Below are 19,990 nucleotides of genomic sequence, written 5' to 3'. Positions count from 1 at the left end.
TCCTTATGGCCACTGTCATCCTTTCCCTCGTCACCTGGAACAATGCCGATACCATTGAGGCCTGTCTGCGCTCCGTACTGGCCCAGACCTACCAGGATTTCGAATTCTGGATTGTTGACAATGCCTCGGCCGACGCGACCAATGCGAAGGTAGCGGCCCTGGCGGCCACCGATGCCCGCGTGCGGCTCTATCCCCAGAGCACGAACACGGGATTTTGCGGGGGCCATAATTACACCCTCGACCGCAGCCGTTCCGAGTATGTGCTGCTGGTGAACCCGGACGTGGACCTGGCACCCGACTATCTGGCGCGGGCCGTGGCGGCCATGCAGGCCGACGCCCGCATCGGCACCGTATGCGGGCTGCTGGTGCAGTCGGCCGAAGCGGACCCCTGCGTCGACAGCGCCGGGATGACGGCCCTGCCCGACGGGCGCTTTCAGCTGCGCCTGCACGGGCAGCGCCTGAGTGACGCCGGCCCATTGACCGCGGGGGAGGTAGACGGAGCCGACGGAGCTTTGCCGCTGTACCGGCGGCGCTTTATTGATGACCTGCGGGTAGACGGCCAGTTTTTCGATGAGCGGTTCTTTGCGCACAAAGAAGACTGGGACGTAGCCTGGCGCGGGCGCCTATACGGCTGGCGCACGGTGTTCGAGCCCGCCTGCCGGGCCGTGCATCCGCGCTACTTCCGTCCTTCCGATCTGAAATTACGGCGTCGCCTCTCGGCCGCCATGAAGCAGGAAGCCGTTAAAAACCAGCTGCTGCTGCTGATCAAGAACCTGGAGCCGGGGCGCGTGGTGCCGGTGCTGCTGCGGGCCTTGCCCCGGCAGCTGGCCATTCTGGCCTACAGTCTGGTGCTGGAACGGCAGTCGTTGCAGGGCTACGCCAGCGTGTGGCGGCAGCGCCGGGCCATCTGGCAGAGCCGCCGGGTGGTGCAGCAACGGGCCCGGCAGCGCTGGTCGCCGCCCGAGCCGGTAGCCCGGCCCGGCGCGGACTGGCAGCCCCTGCTCAGCATTTGTGTGCCGACCTACCACCGGCCCGAAATGCTGGCCCGCACCCTGCGCTCCCTGGGGCCACTCCCCGCCGACGTCGAGCTGATCGTATCGGACAATTCCACGGCCAACGACTTTTCGGAGCAGATGACCCGGTATGCGCTGGCGGCCCAGCCGGCCGGCCAGTGGCGCTACTTCCGCAACGGGCCGGGCGGCACCGTGACCAGCAACTGGAACCACTGCCTGCGCCGGGCCCGCGGCCATTTCGTGCACATGCTTCACGACGATGACTACCTGCTGCCGGGTGCCCTGACGACGATGCTGCGCACCCTACGGGCCGTGCGCGGCCAGTACGAAACCATCCTGTTTGGCGTGAGCGTGGTAGACGGACAGGCCCGCGAAATCCGGCGGCAGCAGCCCCGCGCGGCCGGGTACCTACCGCCTGCCGTGGCCCTGGAGCAGGTTCTCACCGATTCGTCGTTCGTCCGCATTCCGGCTATCGTAGTAAGCCGCGCCGCCTACCAGGCCGACGGGGAGCCCGACCCGACCCAGCTCAACACCGACGACACCGACTTATGGGCACGGCTGTTTGCGCGCTACGGCCTCTACCGGGTGCCGGAGTGCGTGGCGGCGTACACCGTACATGCGGGCGCGCTTACCACGGGCGTCTTCAACGAGCGGATTATTGGGCTGCTGCTGCGCATTTTCCACAAGGCCAACCAGACCCAGCTTCTGTCCGAGACGCGGCTGCGGCGCGCGCAGGGGCTGTTTTTTCACCAGTTTATCCTGGCCGGGGCCTACCGTTCGCTGCGGCGGCGCGACGTGCCCGCCGCCCGGCAGGTGCTCGACTTATTTGCGGTGCCGGCCCTGCGGGAGCTGCCGGTACCCGTTCGGTGGCTGCCCGTCCGGCTCGCGTTTGAGCTGCTCACCCGCCTGGGCCTGGGCTTGCCGTTACTGGGGAAAATGTTCTGACTGCCCCGCCGAAACTCCGGCTCTGGCTCAGTCAGATAAACGGTTGAAGTTAGTTCGGCGGAATGCTGCCGCAACCCCCAGTCCGTTGCTTACCCTGGACTCCGCTGCTAGTGGCCCGTTTTTTCGGGGAGGGAAACCTGCATGATGTTCGAAAATTGGCACGCTGAGCTTGTCGAAGCAGTCGTAGTCGAAGCGTCTCTTCTGCGGTGTTGGGCGATTTTACTAACCTACGTAGTCCAGGATTGACACTCTGAGCTATAGAGCAGTTACCGTTGTTCCATTTTGGTTCTGCCAGCGAGCGGATGATTCGGCTGCGCTAACGCCTGATGAGGCAGCACGCTCACTGCATTTTCGGCAAAACCCAAACACCCGTAGTCCCCGCCGAGACGCAACGCAAGGCGTCTCGGCGGGGGCCAGTCAGTTCGCTAGTCTACAATTGCCCAAGCGGCTTTCTGGCGCTGGCGGGGCTATTCCAGTACCAGCAGCTCCATAGTGGTGCTCATGCCGGTGAATTTCTTCCAGCGGTTGGCGGCGCCGTAGCGGTAGAGGTGGGTGGCAAAGGCAGGCATCAGTAGTGGCAAGGCCAGCTGGCTGCCCCGGCGCGAGTGCCCAATCCACTCCACGGTGATGGCAATTTCATTTTCCTCGACAAACAGGTGCTCCGGGCGCAGGTCAATGCGAATGCGCGTCGCGCCGAGCCGGGTGAGCTGCTTGTAGATGGGGTAGCGCAGCAGCAGCCCGGCGGGGGTGCCGCCCTGCAGCTTATAAATATTAATGCGCAGCTGAATCGTATCGAAGTCGTTAGCACTAAGCACGAACTCAAACGTGTCGAGCCAGGCGCCGCGGGTGGGCAGCTGAAACACGCGCCCGATTTCGGAACCCACGTTGAGTCCCGGCTGCTTCCCGAGCGCGAAATTCGTTTGCAGGTTGGTGCGGTAGTGCCGGTTGCCGATGCGTACTGAGTCGAGGCCGCGGGCCTGCACCCGCACGTTGGGCAGTGAAATGGCCGCTTCGGGCAACACTACGGTCAGCAGCTGGCCCGCCGGCAAGCTCCCCGCCACCCGCGACTGCGCGGCATAACCCAGCAACGCGAAACGCAGCGTGTCGGAAGCAGTGACCTGCGCGGCGGGCAGCGCCAGCTGAAAGCGGCCCTGCTCATCGGCGACGGTACCCACGCCTTTGCCGGTTACGCCGACGGTGGCGTAGGGCAAGGGCCGCCCGGCCTCGTCGGTGATGGTGCCGGTCAGGCGGCCGGGCACCTGCGCTACGGCGGGCGCCGCCAAGGCCAGCAGCAGGGCCAGCCCAGCCAGCGGCCTGGCGGCTTTGGCCGGGTGGGCTGCGTCGGGGCGCGGCTGCAACCGGGCCCGGTAGCGCCGTACTGCCCGGAGAATCACAAAGCTGCCGATGAAGGTAGGGGCCAGCCAACCCGCCAGCCCCGCCCACGACGGCGCGCCGGCCGGCAGCCAGCGGCCCAGGTTCACGACGATAAAGGCCGTAGCCGCCGATATATAGGAGCCTCCCATGCGCGTGACGTGCCGCAGCACCCAAGCCGCCGGACCCGTTGCGGGGCCGGCGCGCCGCACGCCATGCCAGGTATCGAGGCCCGCAAACACGCAGATTAAGGCCCCGAAGAAGGCAAACAGCACGGCCCCCAGCCAGACGCCCGCGGCCACCATGCCCAGTCCCACGGCCACCGCAATGCCCGCCAATACTATATCCGAGGTCGGCAGCTGGACGCTGCGCCGCCGGGCGGCCCGCCAGCCGCTAAAGCTTAGATAGAAGCTCAGCAATGCGATGCCCGTCAGAAACAGGCGGCCCAGCGTGAGCGGCTGCAGCACGCACAGTCCCCCGGCCGTAGCCGCCACCGCCACCATGCAAACCGTGTAGAGACGGCCGGCGCGCACGTGCGCGCCCCCCCCTGTGCGGCTCAGCATGGGCACCAGACCAATCAGCAGCGCCGCAGTGCCGGCGGCGATGTGCAGCCCCAGCAGCAAGCGCACGGGCAAGGCCGTAGCGGGCAGGGCGAAAAACGGGAAAAACAGGAGGGCCAGCAGCATCGCGAACAAATGAAAAGGTGGCAGTCAGAACCAACGCTGTAAACTTCTGCTTTCCAGGGTCAGCGGCCAATTTAATTTCTCCGAAACGGCCGCCGTAACCGATGAAGTGTCAAAACTCTAGCCTGACTTGAGTGGCTACCCTACGGGGTCGAGCGCAAGAACTTACGGCCACAGCTTGGGTTATTTATTGTTTCAGGATGAGCTGATCCGGTGAATCTACCATCAGAGGGGTACCGTGTTCATAGTCGCGCACCCACTCGGCCGGAATGCGGGCCTGGTCGGCCAGGCGGTAGTACATAGCCAGCGTGGTGCCGGTGCAGCGCGTATCGTAGTTGGGCGCGGCGCGGCGGGTCCGCACGTCCTGCAGGTTCACCATTCGAAAATCGATGCTGAAGCGGGAGCGGCCGGTGTGGTTGGGCACGGTGGAGTGCAGGTGGGCCGCCGAAAACACCATCAGCCCGCCCACGGGCGTTACCACGCGCAGCTGGGGTTCCACGGGCAGCGCCGCCAGCGGCTGGGGCCGTACCCGCCGGTCGGGCGTGCCGGGGCGGGCGGCCAGGCGGGCTCCCTCGGCGTCCCAGGCGTGGCAGTTGAACCCCTCGGAACCGTTGGGAATGGCCTCGGCCCAGTACTGCGGGTGAAACGCCATGCCGTTGCCCGACTCAAACTCATAAATCGGCAGCCACCAGTTGATCTGGTTCATGGGGCCCGAAAACCAGGTGTCGCGGTGCGCCTCAAACGAGTAGGCCAGGCCGCGGCTGAGGTAGGCGTGGCTGGTGGCGGTGCGCATCCGGGGCACGTCGAAGTAGGTCTGGTCCGGGGCGCAGCCGAAGTCGCGCAGGATGTTCTGCACCAGCTGCTTGGAGTGCGGATGGTTGATGAAGGTGGGCTTGAAGCCGGCCAGCACCCGCTCATACTCCACCGGATCCAGGGCGTGCTGGGCCGTCACGGGGTCGAGGTGGCCGAAAGCGGGCTCAATAAACTCCCGGGCGAAATCGACCAGGGCCCGCACGCTGGGCCGGGGCGAATACACGAAGATCTGGCCCTCGAAAAGCTGGGCGCGCCGCTGGTCGTCGGTCAGGGCGGCATCAAAGTACACGGTGTTCATAGGGCAAAGGCTGGTTGAGGGTGAAACGCCCCGGGCGGGGCGGAAGCCGAAGAGAGGAAAGCAGGTTCTGAATGCCCCGTCGACGGAGGCAGCGGCACGGCGGGCCGGGGTACCGAGCGCACCGGCAAGTCGTGGAGCAGGGCCGTGGCGGGCAGACGCAGCACGCCCAGCACCAGCCCGGCCAGGTCGGCGGGCTGAATGTAGAGCGTGGGGTCGTAGGCCAGGTTTTCCTCGGCGTGCAGCTGGGCCGTGAGCGGGGTGGCCACCTTGCCCGGATACACGCTGAGCACGCGCTGACCAACGGGCCGCAGCTCCTCGCGCAGACTATCGGCCAGGGCTTTCAGCGCCGCTTTGGTGGCCGCGTACTGCCCGTTGCTGGCCCGGCTGATGAGGGCCGCCATCGAGTTGATAAATACCACCTGCGCGTCCGCCGCCAGCCGGGGCAGCAAGGTCTGGGTGAGCAGGTAAGGCACGCGCACGTTGATACGGTACTGCTGGTCGAGCTCGGCCACCGGCTGGGCGGCCAGCAGGCCGTGGCACACGATTCCGGCCCCGTGAATCAGAAAATCCAGCCGGGCAAAAGCGGCCGGCAGCCGGGCGGGCACCGACTCCAGGGCGGCATCATCGGTCAGCTCCAGGGCCAGCGTCGCTACCGTCCCCCCGCAGCGGCGGGCCCGGGCCGCCGTGTCGGTCAGCCGGGCGGCGTCGCGGCCCAGCAGACACACGGCCACCCCGGCCTCGGCCAGCGCCAGCGCCAGTGCCTGCCCGATGCCGCTGCTGGCGCCCGTAATCAGGGCGGTGCGGCCGGTCAGGTCGGCCGGTAGTTTGGGAGTAAGTGGCTTTTCAGCGAAGGTCATGGGCGGCAGGGTTAGCAGGGAGCGGGTGAGATTCATCCGTCAGCAGGCCGGCGGCCAGCAGGGCCTCGGCGGCCTGCCGCAGCTGGGCAAAGCGCAGCCCGCTGCGCTCGGCCATACCCAGCAGGTCGTAGTGGCCGTCGGCCAGATTCAGCACCCAGAGCAGCGCCAGCTGAAAGGCCGCGCCTTCCGGTCCGCCGCCGGTGGCTTTGTAAAGGCCGCGCCGGCCCAGCTGCGGTTCGCCGAAGGGACTTAGGTTGCGGTAGCGGCGGTTGGCTTCCAGGGTTTCGACGATGGTTTGGAACAGCTCCAGGGCCCCGCCCAGCGCCGCCGGCCGCACAAACTCCGGGTTGTCGGCCGAAGTGTGATACTCGGGGAATTCACCGAATGGCGTACGCGACAGGCAGCCCACGGGCAGGTTGAAGCCAGGCGAGCAGTACTGCCGCTCATCGTAGCCATACGGGCTGAATTCCTGGATGTGGTGGGGCAGCCCGCGGTCGGCCAGCACCCGCGCCACCAGCCGGTCGATTTCCGCCTCCCCCCGGCGCGACTTTTTGTAGGTGAAACCGCCCGCCGAACCCAGCAGCGTGGCCACCAGGCCGTGGCGGATGCGCGTCACGGCGTCGGCATTGCGGCTCAGCCAGGTGAGGGAGCCAATGGTACCGGGCACGAACACGAACCGGTAGCCGTAGCGCCGCGGCTGCCGGGTCAGGTACCGGGCCAGAAATATGGCCACCGCGATACCCGACAGATTATCGTTGGCCAGGGACGGATGACAGATATGGCAGGAAATCAGTACTTCGTCGGTCGTTTCGCCGGGCAGAAAAAGCTCGCCGTAGGTCAGGCTGCCCGGTGCCAGGGTGCTGTCGATACAGACTTCGTAGCCCGGCTCGTCGAGGCCCAGCAGGGCCTGGTGACTCAGGCAGAAGCCCCAGGTTTCGGCGTAGTAGCTGGTGCGGTAGGGAATCAGGTTGGGCTGGCCGGGCAGGGTGTGCAGGTGGGGCAGCAGCTCGGCGCGGGTAAGCCAGCCGCGCACCGGCGCGCTGTAGCTCACCACGTGCAGGTTGTTCTGTTGAAAGTCAATGACCCGCTCCCCCGCCTGATTTTTCACGTAGGCGTCGCGGATGTTCCACTCCGGCGGCACCAGCCAGTCGTAGGCCGGGGTGCCGGTGGGTACTTCGTACACCTGAAGCCCGAGCAGGTATTCGCGCAGGATACCCAGCGTCTGGCGCACACCCTGGCCCGTGATGCTGCGGCAAATGGGAAACAGCCGGGTCAGCAGCGCGTGCATGGCGGCCCCGGGCGCCTGCTCAGCAGCAGCGACGACGGGTACGGGCGACAGAGCCGTTTCAGTTTCCATATAGCAGTTGCCTGTTGTGTGTTGCCTGTTGTGTGTTGCCTGTTGTGTGTTGCCGGTTGCCGGTTGGGTGTTGCCGGTTGGGTGTTGCCTGTTGCCGGTTGGGTGTTATTAGTTGGGTGTTGCTAGTGGCGGACGTGCGCTGGCGGATTCCGGGGTGCCGGTTTCGGGTGGTAGCTGAACCGACCGGCCGCTCACACCAGAAGCTTGCGGACGTAGAAGGCTTCGGCGTAGCGCGTGGCCCCCTGAATTCCGCGCAGCCGGGGCAGGGCCCGGAAGGTTTCGTCGTCGTACCAGTGCTTGGCGGCCTGGCTGGGGAAGGCCGCGCGCAACAGCTCCAGCTTACGGCTCAGCTGCGCTTCCGACAGCGCCACAAACAGGCCGGGGTTGCTCAGGTCGCCGTCGTATTTGGGGATTTCATATTCCAGAATCAGATGGTTGCGGAAGGTATTCCAGGTGAGCTGCGAAACCAGGCGGTGGTCCTGGTGCAGATCGTGCTGGTAATGGGTCAGAATCAGATCGGGAGCAAACGCTTTCAGCAGCTCATATTCCGCTTTCACGGCTTCGGTGTGCTGGGTCAGCAGGCCATCCGGAAAGCGGTGAATGGTGATGCTGACCGTAGCGGGCGGGGCCTGGCGCAGAAACAGCCCGGCGCTGGCCTCGGCCTCGCGGGCCCGCTCGTCGGTGGCGGCAAACACCACCCACCGCACGGCGCTGATCGTCCCTTCGTCCAGCCAGCGCAGAATGGTGCCCCCCGCCCCTATCTCGATGTCATCGCAGTGGGCCCCGAGGCACAGCAGCCGGGGCCGCGCCGCCGCGTCGGGGTCGAAAGCCAGCTTCAGCATACCAGGGCCTGCTGCTGCTCTACTTTCGCGGCCGGCAGCCCGGGGCTGGTGCGCCACAGTTCCCAGGGCGGGTTGCCGGTGGCATAAAGCTCATCGAGCAGCTGCTTGTCTTTGAAAGTATCCATGGCGGCCCAGAAGCCTTCGTGGCGGTAGGCCTTGAGCTGCTGCTGCTGAATCAGGCGCTGAAAGGGCTCCGTCACCAGCTCCTCACCGGGCCGCATGTAGTCGAATACTTCCTGGCGGAAGGCGAAGAAGCCGGCGTTGATGTAGAGCCCGGAGCTGGCAATCGGACTGATGCTCTGCACGTTTTCGGCCGCATCCAACGACACTACGTGGAAGCTATGCGGGGGCTGGTAGGCCAGAAAGCCGGCTACTTTGCCGTGGGCCCGGAAATCGTCCAGCATCCGGTCCAGGGGCATATCGGTCAGGGCGTCGGCATAGTTGGCCAGAAACATTTCCTCCCCCTGCAAAAACGGCTGCACCGCCAACAGCCGCTGGCCGATGTTAGCGTTGATGCCGGTATCGACGAAAGTGATGTTCCAGTCGTCGATGTCGGAGCTCAGCAGGTCGACCTGCTTGCCGCCCTTTGAATACACGAAGTCGTTGGAGAGGCATTCGTTGTAATTCATGAAGTACTGCTTCACCATGTCGGCGCGGTAGCCCAGGCACAGAATAAAGTCTTTGTGGCCGAAATGGGCGTAGTAGCGCATCAGGTGCCACAGCATGGGCCGGTAGCCCAGCAGCACCATCGGCTTGGGAGTATTTTCGGAGTACTCGCGCAGGCGCATCCCCAGGCCACCACAAAACAGAATGACTTTCATGGCTTTGCGGAAATTAAAGAGTGAGAGAAAGAGCAGCGCTAAGCACTTACCCCTGACGTTCCAGAGCCGCCGGATTACGGCTCCTTGTTGATTGGCCGTTGGTCAGGCATACACCTGCACCTCGGGAATGGGCACCACGAACTGCCCGCCCCAGGCCCGGATATCCTGCATCTGGTCCATTATTTCCTCGCGCAGATTCCAGGGCAGAATGAGCAGGTAGTCGGGGCGGGTCTGCCGGATCAGATCAGGGTGGCAGATGGGAATGCGGGTGCCGGGCAGGAAATTGCCCTGCTTGTGGGGGCTTAGATCCACGGTGTAGTCGATGAAGTCGGTACGGATGCCGCAGTAGTTGAGCAGGGTGTTGCCCTTGCCGGGTGCCCCGTACCCGACCACCGTTTTGCCCGCCCGCTTGGCCGCAATCAGAAAGTCGAGCAGCTTACGCTTGGTTTCCATGGCCTGGGCGGCGAAGGCGCTGTAATACGCCAGGTCCGTCACGCCCAGCGCCAGCTCCCGGGTGCGCAGCTCGGCCACCCGGGCCGACACCGGCCGGGCCGAGTGGGCCGCGTGCCGGGCATAGATGCGCAACGAGCCCCCGTGGGTAGGCAATTCTTCCACGTCGAAGAGCGTGAGGCCGTGGTGGGCAAAGATGCGCTCCACGGTATAGAACGAGAGGTAGGAAAAATGCTCGTGGTAGATAGTATCGAACTGGTTACCGGCCATGAGCCGCAGCAGGTGCGGAAACTCCATGGTGATGACGCCCTCCGGCTTGAGCAGAATCTGCATGCCAGCCACGAAATCGTTGATATCGGGGACGTGAGCCAGCACGTTGTTACCCAGCAGCAGATCGGCCTGGCCGGTGGTAGCGGCCACGTAGCGGGCCGTGTCGCGGCCGAAAAAGCGCACCAGCGTCGGAATGCCTTTGGCCTCGGCGTAGGCCGCCACGTTGGCGGCCGGCTCGATGCCGAGCACCGGCACGCCCTGCGCCACGAAGTACTGCAGCAGGTAGCCGTCGTTGGAGGCCACTTCCACCACCCGGCTGTGGGCCGTGAGCTCAAACCGCTGCACCGCCATGTCGGTGTAGAGCCGGGCATGGCGCAGCCACGAGGCCGAATAGGAGGAGAAGTAGGCGTAGTCGTTCTGGAAAATCTCCGTTGAGCTGGCAAACTCATCCAGCTGCACCAGAAAGCAGTTGCGGCATACGCGGGCGTGCAGCGGGTAAAAGGCCTCGGCCTGGTTGAACCGGTGGGGCCGCACGTGGTCCTGGCACAGGGGCGAAGTGCCCAGGTTCACAAACGTGACATCGAGCGGCGTGCCGCAGAACCGACAGGGGCTGCCCGGCGGTTCCACCGGCGCCAGCCGCGGCTGGGCCAGGGCCGTTGGAAGCATCGCGACGGAAATAGCTGCCGGAGCAGGCGTAGGCGGGGCAATAGAAACAAGCGGTTCCATGGAAGGCCGGAAATAAAAAGTGGTTAGTGCGGAAGGTCCGTTTCCAGCATCCGGGACGCGGGGATGGGAATGAGCGGCGGCCGCTGAAAATGGGCCGCCTGTTCGCGCCGGAGCTGGTCAATCAAGCGGCCATGGGGTAAAATCACATCATCATAGGTGAGCACCTGGTCGCGCTCCACGTCGTGGCGTAGCGTGCAGCCCTCGGCTACGCCCAGGGGCAGCAGGTTCTGCTGGTGCGCTACGTCGGCATTCTCGGCCAGCCCGTAGGTGAGGTAGTGGCCGATACCATCCAGCACCTGCCCGGCGAAGAGGGAGATTTTAGCCGCCGTCACCACCTCTACCGTGGGGGCACCCTGCGGGGCCAGGGCCGCATCGCCGAACAGCACGGCCCGCGCCACCGAGGTAGGGGTTTCGAAGTGGCAGAGGTGATAGGGCGTATAAAAGCAGTAGAGCGGCCCGGGCCCCAGCTTGTAGAGCTTCAGGTAGTGCTGCTGCACCGGGTCGTCGATGGTGGCCAGCACGAAAACCCCGGGGCCCGGCTCCGCCCCCACCACGTAATCTACAATGCCGGGGCCGCCGGCCAGCAGCAGGTCGGCATCGTACCACTCGGCGGCTTTGCTGACGGGCGTACCGGGCGCTACCGTAGGGCCGAGCATCCCCCGCCGGGCTACCCGCATTCCTAAGGCATTGGCAATCACGGCCTGCTCGAAGCTGATCTTGCTGCCGTCGGCGAAGCTGGTGACCATGCTGGGGTTTTGCCCCCACTGCCGGGCAAAGGCTTCCTGGGTCGTGGGGTTGCGGTAGGGGTCGTGCAGGCCCTTAATGTTGCCGCACAGCACCGGCCGCAGGCCAATACCCTGCACGAAGCGCACCAGATTCAGCGTCACGCCCGGCTGGTCGCCATCGGCCACGGTATACACCACGCCGGCCTGGTCGGCATACACTTTCAGAATGGCGCCCGCGGTGCCGTCGAGCTCGGCATTGAGCAGCACGATATGCTTGCCGTGCCGGATGGCTTCCAGCACCACCCGCGCCCCGTGCTCCACGGCCCCGGTCACCTCGATAATGGCGTCAATCCCGGCGGCCCGGCTCAGCAGCAGGGCATCGGCGCAGATGGCCGGGCGGCCCTGGGCCACGCAGGCTTCGAGCTGGGCTACGGTTTCCACTTCGTGGGCCTGGGGCACCCCGGCCTCTTCGTAGGCCTGCCGGGCTTTAGTCAGGGTGCGGTTGGCAATGGCCACCAGCTCCATACCGGGCACGTAGCGGCAGATCTGCCGGGCCACGCCCCGCCCCATAAATCCGGCGCCCACCATGGCTACCCGGATTGGGTTTCCCCGGCGCTGCCGCTCGGCCAAAGCTTTGTCAACAAGTATCATCGGGCAGGTTGGTAAGAGGTAAAGCCAGGCGTCAGGCCGGCGGTGATTCGATAAAACCCGGTTTTCCTGCTGTTTCCCGCTGCTCAGACGGGCTCGTTTTCTTCCGATACCAGCAGCTGAAAATCCGGGTGGCGGCGGTCCTTGTCGGAAATCAGGCCGGGCTCGAAGGGCCAGCGGATGCCAATGGCCGGGTCATTCCAGCGCAGGCCCCGCTCGGCCCCGGGCGCATATCTGGCCGACACCTGGTAGCACACGTCGGCCGTATCAGTGAGGGTGAGGAAGCCGTGGGCAAAGCGGGCGGGCACGAACAGCATCCGGAAGCTGTCGGCGGTGAGCTCTACCCCCAGCCACTGCCCGTAGGTAGCCGACTCCTCGCGCAGGTCCACAATCACGTCGTAGACAGCGCCGCGGGTGCAGCGCACCAGCTTGGTTTCTTCGTGGGGCGGCAGCTGGTAGTGCATGCCGCGCAGCGTCCCACGCTTGGGGTTCGACGAGACGTTGGCCTGCAGCGGGGGCATCAGAATGCCGTGGGCGGCAAACTCCTCCTCGCACCACGACCGGGCAAAAAAGCCCCGTTCGTCGGCCATGCGGTCAACATCAATAATAAAGGCACCCGGCAACTCCGTTTCGGTGAAAATCATAACGCACTGGGGTTAAAAAGAAAAAACAGATCGACAATGCTGCTTACGCCAGCAGGGCGCTGACCCGGGCCAGCGGCGCGGCGGCTGGGGCCAGGGCCCGTTCGGGCAGCCAGGCCAGCGTTGCGCCGAGCTGCCCGCTCTCCCGCAGGCTGGTCAGCACGCGCAGACGCATAAGCTGGGACGAGCGGAAAGCAGAGTCCCGGAAGTTCATTTCCACCAGCCCGTCGCGCAGCTCAGCAATGGTGGCGGGCAGCGTGTGCCGGGGCTGATGTCCGGGGGCCAGCTCCCGGAACAGCCGGAAGTCGACGCGGTAGGAGCGTTTGTCGGGCGCGGCAGCCGGATTAAGCTGCACCACCGTGCCGGGAATCTCGGCGGCCACGGCCTGGGCAATGTCGCGCACCTGGTAGTTCCAGGTATCGGAGCCGGCATTGACCGCCAGAAAGTCGCCTCCCTGCCCGGCCTCCCGAATCAGCGCCCACTCAATGGCGCGGGCCATGTCCAGCACGTGAATCAGCGGGCGCCACGGCGAGCCGTCGCTCAGGATATTGATCCGCCCCCCGGCTACCGCGCCGGCCACGAAGTCGTTCACGACCAGATCCAGGCGCAGCCGGTCGCTCCAGCCGCAGGCGGTGGCAAAGCGCAGGCAGGTGACGCGGAAATTCTCATCGGCCAGAGGCTGCAGATCCTGCTCGCTCAGCGCCTTGGACCGGGCGTAGGCCGTGAGGGGATTAAGGTCCGAATTTTCGGTTTTGGCCCCCTCGCCGCCGGCGCCGTACAGGCTGCACGAGCTGGCAAACACGAACGTCCGCACCCCGGCCGCCTTGGCCCGCCGCGCCAGCTCGATGCCCGCCTGGTGGTTTATTTCCAGCGTCACCGCCTCGTACGTCTGACCCATGGGGTCGTTGGAAATGGCCGCCAGGTGCACCACGGCCGCTACCCCGCGCAACAGATCGGTGGGCAGGTGGCGTACGTCGCCGAATAGCTGCCGGTCGAGCCGCGACTCGGGCAGCCGTTGCCCGCCGGTGAGGCAATGGGCGAAGTAGCCCATATCGTAGCCCATGAGCTCGGCGCCGGGGAATTGCCGGCGCAGGTGGCGCACCACGCCGGGACCGACGTAGCCCATGTTGCCGGTAATGAGGATGCGTTGCATAAGCTGAGGTTTCGGGGATGAGTAGTGGTTGCGGGCTTTGCAGGGGCCGGGCACGCGCCTGGTCCGGGGTATGAGTGCGGTCCGGAAGGTCGGCGGTTGCCAGTTCGGGCAAATAACCCGCTTTCAACGCCTCCGCCGAGCACTAATTAACATCCAGTAGCGTGGGCAAGGCGACCCGCTGCCCCACCGGGGCTACCACCGCCGACGTCATGATCTGCGACAGAACCGGATCGGTGGGCTCCGCCGTATCCGACCAGACTTTCCACTGCGCCTGGCCGGTGCTCCAGAGCTCTTCCAGCATATTCCGGTCGCGCAGCGTATCCATGGGCTGCCAGAAGCCCGAGTGGCGGTAGGCCGCGAGCCGGCCGGCGGCGGCCAAACGCTCCAGCGGTTTTTTCTCCCACACCGTATCGTCGTCGTCGATGTAGTCGAGTGCGGCGGGTTCGAGCACGAAAAAGCCCCCGTTGATCCAGGGCGTGTCCCCACCTTCGGGCTTTTCGGTGAAGCTGGCAATCAGCGACGATTCTTCCCCCAGATTGAAAACCCCAAACCGGCCCGGTTGCCGTACGGCCGTGAGCGTGGCCAGCGCGGCGTGCTGCCGGTGGTGCTCGATGGCCGCCCGCACGTCCACGTTGCCCACGCCGTCGCCGTAAGTCAGACAGAACGTGCTGTCGTCCAGATACTCACGCACCCGCCGCAGCCGGCCGCCGGTCATTGTTTCCTGACCGGTATCAACCAGCGTCACAGTCCAGGGCTCGGCATTGCTGCGGTGCACCTGCATCTCGTTGCGGTCCATGCGGAAGGTCACGTCGGAATTATGCAGGAAGTAATCAGCAAAGTACTGCTTGATCAAATGTCCCTTGTAGCCGCAGCAGATCACGAAATCCCGGATGCCGTGGTGGGCATAGATCTTCATGATGTGCCATAGAATGGGTTTACCACCAATCTCCACCATCGGCTTGGGCCGGACGCCACTTTCTTCGCTGATGCGGGTGCCGTAGCCCCCTGCCAGAATAACTGCTTTCATACCAGAATCAGACTTTGAAAAGGAGACTTTCAGCAAGAACCAAGGAGAGTGAAGCAATCAGGTCGGCTGCTATTTCCTCAACTCATAGTTTACTGAAATATAGAATATATTATAATATTGCCAATAAATAATAGCAATAATTTTTAAAATAAATCAAATACTTACTAATCAGATCCTATCAAACCAGATGATTACCAAAGATAGCGGAGTGGGTTCACGAGGGTAAGGCGTACGCAATCAGGGCCTGAGCACAGGCCACCGCCAACAGAATAAAGCAGTTTGGATTTGGTGATTCCGCTACCGGCCAACGGGGCGGGAATGCGGCTGGGATCGGCCAACCCACCGCCCCAGCACCTGCATGCCGATCAGGTAAACAAAGCGGGAATTGGTATACAGATAGCGGCGCCACAACCGCCGCGGTTCCAGCCACAGCCGATAGGCCCATTCCAGCCACAAATGACGGGCCCACGCCGGCAGGCGGGGTTCCAGCCCGGCATACACCAGAAATGCCTGTCCCACGCCCAGCATACACGCCCTGATACACCCTTGGTGCGCGGCCATCCAGCGTTCCTGCCGGGGGCAGCCCAGCGCCACGAACAACAGATCCGGATCGGCAGCGTTAATAGCGGCTACTTCAGCGGCATCTTCAACCGGGGTCAAAGGGCGGAAAGGCGGTGAATGGGCTCCCACCACCCGGAGAGTGGGCAATTGCTGGCGAACCTGAGCCAGCAAAGCCGTCAGTACGGTTTCGGTAGTACCGTAAAAATAAACTGAGTGACCCCGCTCAGCGGCGGCCGTCAGCAGAGCCGGCAGCAGATCCATTCCTGCAATCCTTTCCTGCGGCACCCGATGAAAAAAACGGATGGCCGCCGCCACCGGGCTACCATCCGGCGTTACCACGTGCGCCTGGCTCAGAATACGGCGGAAGTCCTGGTGCTGCTGGGCCTCTACCAGCATATGCACGTTGGCGCAGCATACGTAGGCGGAGGACCGGGTGGCCCCCAGCTGCAGGATCGTATCTACAAACTCGGCCGGCTGGCCCGTCGAAATCCAGGAATCTAATACCGGCCGCTTGGGAAGCATAACGCGCACTTGTTGGGGCAATAGAGGGAGAGTTAGGGAGCGGAGCAACTGCGCCGGGTTAACCCCGGTCGCAATCAGCCCCGCTCCCACCCCCTCCCTTTTGCGGTTTAGGGAGCTTCAGGCCTTTTTGGGGATGCGCCCCAGCCACCCGGACCGGCTAATAGGCATTTTTCTCGCCGCGCACCATGTTCCAGACTGTTTGGCCAATAATCTTCATATCCAGCCCAAACGACCAGGTTTCCAGGTATTTCAAATCGTATTCCACGCGTTTTTTCATGGCCTGGGGCACCTGCGTTTCGCCCCGATACCCATTCACCTGGGCATAACCCGTGATGCCGGGCGTCACGGCGTGGCGCATCTGGTAGGTGCGGATGTGCTTGGAATATTCTTCCAGCTGAGAAATCATATTCGGCCGCGGCCCTACTACCGACATGTGGCCGACCAGCACGTTGAAAAACTGGGGCAGCTCATCCAGGTTGTACTTACGCAGATAACGGCCTACTCGGGTTACGCGCGGATCAGTTTTGGTAGCCTGCAACTCGGCTTGGCCGTGTCCGGTACGCATGGTGCGCAGCTTGTAGCACGGAAACAAGTGATTCCGCTTACCAGGCCGCATCTGCTTGAAAAAGATGGGCCCCGGCGAATCCAGCTTGATCAGCAAGGCCAGCAGCGGCAGCACTACCGGAAAGAGCAGGGCGATAACTGCGAGCGAAAACGCAAGGTCGAATACCCGCTTGAGCACCTGGTTGGTACGGATGTGCAGTGGCTCCTGCCGGATGGTGAGAATGGGCAGGTGGTCGTAATAGTACACGCTCACGTCCTTGCGCACGGTACCCCGGAAATCCGGGACGATGCGGAAGGAAAGAAAATGGTCGTCGGCAAACTGCGATAGTTCTTCGATCAGCTCGTGCTGGTCCAGCGGCAGGGAGAAGTAGATTTCGTCGATCTGGGTGCGCAGGCAGTGCTTCTTCAAATCAGCCAATGAGCCCCGAACCAAGGGCCGCAGCCCCGCCGACACCGGCTCATCGGCGAAGAATCCTTGAAACTGATTGCCCACCGGGTCGTGCGAAGCCAGGAACCGATACAGCTCCTGACCACTTTCGCCGGCTCCCACAATGATAAACCGGCTATGGGGCCGGGCAATATGCTGATGATATGCCCGGTAGCCGAACGTGAGCAGAAAACGCCCACAAACGACGCTGATAACGGCCAGCGTATACACGGCAAACAGGTAGCGCAAGGGCAGCCAATACATTTTCAGCGTCAGGACTACTACCAGAATAATGCAGGCGTGCACCAAGAAGGTACGCATCAGGTAGAGCAGCTTCTCGGGATAGGTAATCAGTTTATCAACCCGATAGATATTAGCCAACTGTCCGGACAGAATCCACCACAGCAGGGCGAAAATGGCGAAGAAGAAGGGATAATAGCCCTTAAAGTGCCAGGAATGCATAATCAGCCAGCCGGCTAGGCGGAAGGAAGCAAAAATTAATACGACATCAATTGCTGGCAAAATGATGCTTGAGGCGTCGGAGTAGCGTCTGTAGCGTTCCATGAGACTTAGCGTATAAGCAGCACGACCTTTGGAAGCAGCTAGCAGCCTTGTTCCATTCGGTTCATCTATGACAAGGACGCTATTTTTTAGTCTTTAAGCAATATTTTATATCACTTTATATAATTTAAAGTAAATAAAATATTCAAATCAGCCATATATACAGGGTTATAAGTTGCTGCATAGAAATGCGGTAAAGCTATCATCAGCGTGTAGCTTTCCTGTTTACTTCACAATCCCGATTCCCTTGGAAGCGGTAAAGTCTCAGCCGGTAAAGCTATATTCCTATCTTCTTGGCACACACCTACTGCCATCAGACTTCTCCTCTTTCGCCTTCACCTACGGGCATGGATATTACGTTCCAAGCGGAAATAGTGTGCTCAGAAAAAGCAGGCTTTGCCCCATCAGAGAAGAGGGCGTCAGGGCAGTATCAGGCGGTGCCGAAAGCAGGAATCTTGCGCTCGGCCATGCGCTGATCCATCAGTAATTTGCTCGACAGCATAACGGTAGCGTAGCCCTGAGGTACTTCGGTGTAGCGCAGGCTCACTTGCTGGCCAATCCAGTACTCACTTTTAGTTGATGCCAGACGCTGCCCGGGTCCATACTCATCAAGCAGAAACTTATGAATAGCACGACAGTTGGCATCGCCCATGGTACGCACCTCAATCGAGCAGAGCTTGTCCTTATAGAACCCGTAGCTGATGCCCGTGACCCGAAAACCGCCCACTTTCAGATTCTCGGTAGAGCGGGTATAATACGCCGTCTGCGTGCCCGCATCGGTGCGCTCCAGCACCAGATGGCGAAAGGCCCGGATATCGGTACCCAGCGTAGTTTCGCGAAAGCCGTTCTGCTTATCCAGCACCCGAATGGACGGGGCCAGAATCGGCCGGGGCGTGGTGCCGGGGTGCGGATCTGCCTGACCAGCCAGTGCCGACAGTACCAGAAGCAGGGTGGCCACGAGGCTTTTCATGCAGGCAATATAGGAGTTTGTCCTAAAAAAGCTGTCGGCTGTCCCCGATATTTCCCTGACTACTTGCCTGATGCCTGAACCTGGTTCGGCAACTGTTGCCGAACAAAATCGCGGATAGCCTCCTGCGCGGCGGGGGAGAAAACGGGCTTGGGCTGGCCGGCCACCAGGGGCCACTCGCTTTCGGGCGCCTGAAACTGATGGTTGACACCCACCAGCTTGCGGGTAGTCACGCGCTTGTTCACCCGCAGCCCCTTCTCCAGAAGCGTCAGATTGTTGAGGCCAACCTCCGGATCGGCCGTACCGTTGAGCAGCAATACCGGGCACTGTACTTTCAGTAAATCGGTCTGCGGATTGAATTCCAGAAAGTAGCGGTACCAAGGCGTAGTCATCTGAGCGGCGCTGGCCAGGGCGGCGGTTTTGTCGAGACCGGGCGTAAACTGCTGCTGCATGTTGGCCACAATGGCTTGCGCCTGCCCGTCGTTGGTCGTCTGCCGAATGATTTCCAGCATGGCGCGCTGTTGTTTCATGATAACCTCCAGCTGCTTTTTTTCTTCGCTCCGCTGCCGCATCCGCTGCTGATCGAGGAAGGTTTCAACCTGGGCGGAATTAGCTCCTTCGGCGCGCATTTTATCAGCCTGCCGCCGGACATCGGCCTGAAATTGCTGCTGCGCCACCGAAATACTTCCCCTGGTAGTGTCGCTGGCACTGGAGCGGCGCATTTCCGTCTGCCGCAGCATCAGCTGCTCACTGCCAATCACGCCGGAAGCCGCCAACGTGACCACGAAAGCGGGCGGCAGGGGTTGCGCTGCCGTCAGCAGGGCCACATTACCGCCCTCGCCGTGGCCAATCAGCCCCAGATGGTTGAAATCGACCAGGGGGCGAGTCCGCAGGAAGTTCAGGCCAGCCTGGGCATCCTTGACCAAGCTGGCGGTAGTCGTGCTGGCATTGTCGCCCCCCGACTGGCCGGTACCCCGGTCGTCGAGCCGCAGCACGGCCGTGCCCTGACGGGTGAGGTAGTCGGCCAGCTCGCCGAACATCCGGTAAGAGCCCAACGTCGCGTCGCGGTCCTGGGAGCCGATATCGGTGAGCAGCAACACCGCGGGAAAAGGCCCGGCCCCCGCCGGAATGGTAAGCGTACCCATCAGTAGGGTGTTATCGACCGGATTGGACACCGTTACCTCCTCAATGCGGTAGGGCGGCGGAAATTTAAAGTTCTTCGGGTCGACGGCGGGAGCCACGAAAAAAGTCAGGGTGACGGGCGTGGTATAGCCCGGCTGCTGCCAGGTGCCCTGCAGCTGCTGACCATTGGTGGAGCGCTGGCATACCAGCTGGCAGCCAACTTCCTTCGCGTCGAAAATAAGCGTATCCCCGCGCTGCTGCACTTCCATGGGCGAGCGTACAATCCGCTGCATGGGCACGTCGAGCGTAGCAAACCGATTGCCGCCGGCCAGCTCGGTTACCGAAATAACAATGGGCAGACTGCCGCCTGGCACCGTCAGCGCGCCTTTCCACTGCCCCTGCAGGCTCGTTTTTGCCGGCAACTGGGTTTGCGCCACTACCAGCAGCGGCAGACCCAGCAGTAGCAGCCAAGCCCCGAAACAGCCAGCGAGAAAATTATTCATACTACCAATTCACTTAAAGCTTCCTACTTTCCGGGCCAAAGTTAGCGCGGGTCAGACTGGGAAGCAGGCAAGATAGTATAATAAAGCCAAGACTTTATTACTTTCCTACTGGAATATATCCGA

16 protein-coding genes are annotated in these 19,990 nt (G+C 62.8%); 1 reads left to right on the top strand and 15 read right to left on the bottom strand.

Annotated features, from left to right (window positions below; genetic code table 11):
• Positions 1-5: 5 nt before the first annotated feature.
• Positions 6-1,958 carry a glycosyltransferase family 2 protein gene (locus ABD833_RS01120; RefSeq protein WP_345070402.1) on the top strand — a complete coding sequence of 651 codons (1,953 nt, stop codon included), beginning with the start codon at positions 6-8 and terminating at the stop codon, positions 1,956-1,958.
• A gap of 467 nt (positions 1,959-2,425) precedes the next feature.
• Here the strand turns inward: ABD833_RS01120 and ABD833_RS01115 are convergent, their stop codons facing one another.
• From ABD833_RS01115 to ABD833_RS01045, 15 genes are all read right to left on the bottom strand, one after another.
• Complete coding sequence (locus tag ABD833_RS01115; RefSeq protein ID WP_345070400.1) at positions 2,426-4,015, bottom strand: carboxypeptidase-like regulatory domain-containing protein; 1,590 nt, start codon at positions 4,013-4,015, stop codon at positions 2,426-2,428.
• Between the two features lie 184 nt (positions 4,016-4,199).
• Entirely contained in the window at positions 4,200-5,123 is a 924-nt protein-coding gene (locus tag ABD833_RS01110) for a phytanoyl-CoA dioxygenase family protein (RefSeq protein ID WP_345070398.1), read from the bottom strand.
• Positions 5,120-5,980 (bottom strand): SDR family NAD(P)-dependent oxidoreductase, encoded by an 861-nt coding sequence (locus tag ABD833_RS01105; protein ID WP_345070396.1) that lies wholly within the window; start codon positions 5,978-5,980, stop codon positions 5,120-5,122. Before ABD833_RS01105 ends, ABD833_RS01110 begins: the two co-directional genes overlap by 4 nt.
• Positions 5,967-7,337 (bottom strand): DUF4910 domain-containing protein, encoded by a 1,371-nt coding sequence (locus ABD833_RS01100; protein WP_345070395.1) that lies wholly within the window; start codon positions 7,335-7,337, stop codon positions 5,967-5,969. The genes ABD833_RS01105 and ABD833_RS01100 overlap by 14 nt, the downstream gene beginning before the upstream one ends.
• Before the next feature lie 191 nt (positions 7,338-7,528).
• Positions 7,529-8,179 (bottom strand): PIG-L deacetylase family protein, encoded by a 651-nt coding sequence (locus ABD833_RS01095; RefSeq protein ID WP_345070394.1) that lies wholly within the window; start codon positions 8,177-8,179, stop codon positions 7,529-7,531.
• On the bottom strand, positions 8,173-9,000 hold the full coding sequence (locus ABD833_RS01090) for a sugar phosphate nucleotidyltransferase (protein ID WP_345070393.1): 828 nt from the start codon (positions 8,998-9,000) through the stop codon (positions 8,173-8,175). The genes ABD833_RS01095 and ABD833_RS01090 overlap by 7 nt, the downstream gene beginning before the upstream one ends.
• A gap of 102 nt (positions 9,001-9,102) precedes the next feature.
• The gene (locus tag ABD833_RS01085) at positions 9,103-10,446 is read right to left on the bottom strand and encodes a methyltransferase domain-containing protein (RefSeq protein WP_345070392.1); all 1,344 of its coding nucleotides are present in this window, start codon (positions 10,444-10,446) and stop codon (positions 9,103-9,105) included.
• Between the two features lie 23 nt (positions 10,447-10,469).
• Positions 10,470-11,822, bottom strand: coding sequence for an NAD(P)H-dependent oxidoreductase (locus ABD833_RS01080; RefSeq protein WP_345070389.1), 1,353 nt, complete (start codon positions 11,820-11,822; stop codon positions 10,470-10,472).
• An 83-nt stretch (positions 11,823-11,905) separates the two neighbouring features.
• Entirely contained in the window at positions 11,906-12,463 is a 558-nt protein-coding gene (gene rfbC / locus ABD833_RS01075) for a dTDP-4-dehydrorhamnose 3,5-epimerase (RefSeq protein ID WP_345070386.1), read from the bottom strand.
• Between the two features lie 43 nt (positions 12,464-12,506).
• Complete coding sequence (locus ABD833_RS01070) at positions 12,507-13,613, bottom strand: NAD-dependent epimerase/dehydratase family protein (protein ID WP_345070384.1); 1,107 nt, start codon at positions 13,611-13,613, stop codon at positions 12,507-12,509.
• 142 nt (positions 13,614-13,755) lie between these two features.
• The gene (gene rfbF, locus ABD833_RS01065) at positions 13,756-14,640 is read right to left on the bottom strand and encodes a glucose-1-phosphate cytidylyltransferase (protein ID WP_345070383.1); all 885 of its coding nucleotides are present in this window, start codon (positions 14,638-14,640) and stop codon (positions 13,756-13,758) included.
• 297 nt (positions 14,641-14,937) lie between these two features.
• A complete protein-coding gene (locus tag ABD833_RS01060) occupies positions 14,938-15,723 on the bottom strand; it encodes a WecB/TagA/CpsF family glycosyltransferase (RefSeq protein ID WP_345070860.1) in 786 nt (261 codons plus the stop codon).
• A 157-nt stretch (positions 15,724-15,880) separates the two neighbouring features.
• The gene (locus ABD833_RS01055) at positions 15,881-17,278 is read right to left on the bottom strand and encodes an undecaprenyl-phosphate glucose phosphotransferase (RefSeq protein ID WP_345070381.1); all 1,398 of its coding nucleotides are present in this window, start codon (positions 17,276-17,278) and stop codon (positions 15,881-15,883) included.
• 427 nt (positions 17,279-17,705) lie between these two features.
• A complete protein-coding gene (locus ABD833_RS01050) occupies positions 17,706-18,245 on the bottom strand; it encodes a hypothetical protein (RefSeq protein ID WP_345070380.1) in 540 nt (179 codons plus the stop codon).
• 59 nt (positions 18,246-18,304) lie between these two features.
• Complete coding sequence (locus ABD833_RS01045; protein WP_345070379.1) at positions 18,305-19,867, bottom strand: alpha/beta hydrolase family protein; 1,563 nt, start codon at positions 19,865-19,867, stop codon at positions 18,305-18,307.
• Positions 19,868-19,990 lie beyond the last annotated feature (123 nt).

It is taken from the genome of Hymenobacter fastidiosus, from assembly GCF_039539565.1.
Lineage (GTDB): Bacteria > Bacteroidota > Bacteroidia > Cytophagales > Hymenobacteraceae > Hymenobacter > Hymenobacter fastidiosus.
Note: the sequence above shows the minus strand (reverse complement) of the source record. Positions and strands in the feature narration are given on the sequence as shown.

What these genes read in the sequence shown, in the direction of transcription:
- ABD833_RS01120 (WP_345070402.1), top strand. Translation starts at nt 6, where the DNA reads ATGGCCACTGTCATCCTTTCCCTCGTCACCTGGAACAATGCCGATACC.
- ABD833_RS01115 (WP_345070400.1), bottom strand. Translation starts at nt 4,015, where the DNA reads ATGCTGCTGGCCCTCCTGTTTTTCCCGTTTTTCGCCCTGCCCGCTACG.
- ABD833_RS01110 (WP_345070398.1), bottom strand. Translation starts at nt 5,123, where the DNA reads ATGAACACCGTGTACTTTGATGCCGCCCTGACCGACGACCAGCGGCGC.
- ABD833_RS01105 (WP_345070396.1), bottom strand. Translation starts at nt 5,980, where the DNA reads ATGACCTTCGCTGAAAAGCCACTTACTCCCAAACTACCGGCCGACCTG.
- ABD833_RS01100 (WP_345070395.1), bottom strand. Translation starts at nt 7,337, where the DNA reads ATGGAAACTGAAACGGCTCTGTCGCCCGTACCCGTCGTCGCTGCTGCT.
- ABD833_RS01095 (WP_345070394.1), bottom strand. Translation starts at nt 8,179, where the DNA reads ATGCTGAAGCTGGCTTTCGACCCCGACGCGGCGGCGCGGCCCCGGCTG.
- ABD833_RS01090 (WP_345070393.1), bottom strand. Translation starts at nt 9,000, where the DNA reads ATGAAAGTCATTCTGTTTTGTGGTGGCCTGGGGATGCGCCTGCGCGAG.
- ABD833_RS01085 (WP_345070392.1), bottom strand. Translation starts at nt 10,446, where the DNA reads ATGGAACCGCTTGTTTCTATTGCCCCGCCTACGCCTGCTCCGGCAGCT.
- ABD833_RS01080 (WP_345070389.1), bottom strand. Translation starts at nt 11,822, where the DNA reads ATGATACTTGTTGACAAAGCTTTGGCCGAGCGGCAGCGCCGGGGAAAC.
- rfbC (WP_345070386.1), bottom strand. Translation starts at nt 12,463, where the DNA reads ATGATTTTCACCGAAACGGAGTTGCCGGGTGCCTTTATTATTGATGTT.
- ABD833_RS01070 (WP_345070384.1), bottom strand. Translation starts at nt 13,613, where the DNA reads ATGCAACGCATCCTCATTACCGGCAACATGGGCTACGTCGGTCCCGGC.
- rfbF (WP_345070383.1), bottom strand. Translation starts at nt 14,640, where the DNA reads ATGAAAGCAGTTATTCTGGCAGGGGGCTACGGCACCCGCATCAGCGAA.
- ABD833_RS01060 (WP_345070860.1), bottom strand. Translation starts at nt 15,723, where the DNA reads ATGCTTCCCAAGCGGCCGGTATTAGATTCCTGGATTTCGACGGGCCAG.
- ABD833_RS01055 (WP_345070381.1), bottom strand. Translation starts at nt 17,278, where the DNA reads ATGGAACGCTACAGACGCTACTCCGACGCCTCAAGCATCATTTTGCCA.
- ABD833_RS01050 (WP_345070380.1), bottom strand. Translation starts at nt 18,245, where the DNA reads ATGAAAAGCCTCGTGGCCACCCTGCTTCTGGTACTGTCGGCACTGGCT.
- ABD833_RS01045 (WP_345070379.1), bottom strand. Translation starts at nt 19,867, where the DNA reads ATGAATAATTTTCTCGCTGGCTGTTTCGGGGCTTGGCTGCTACTGCTG.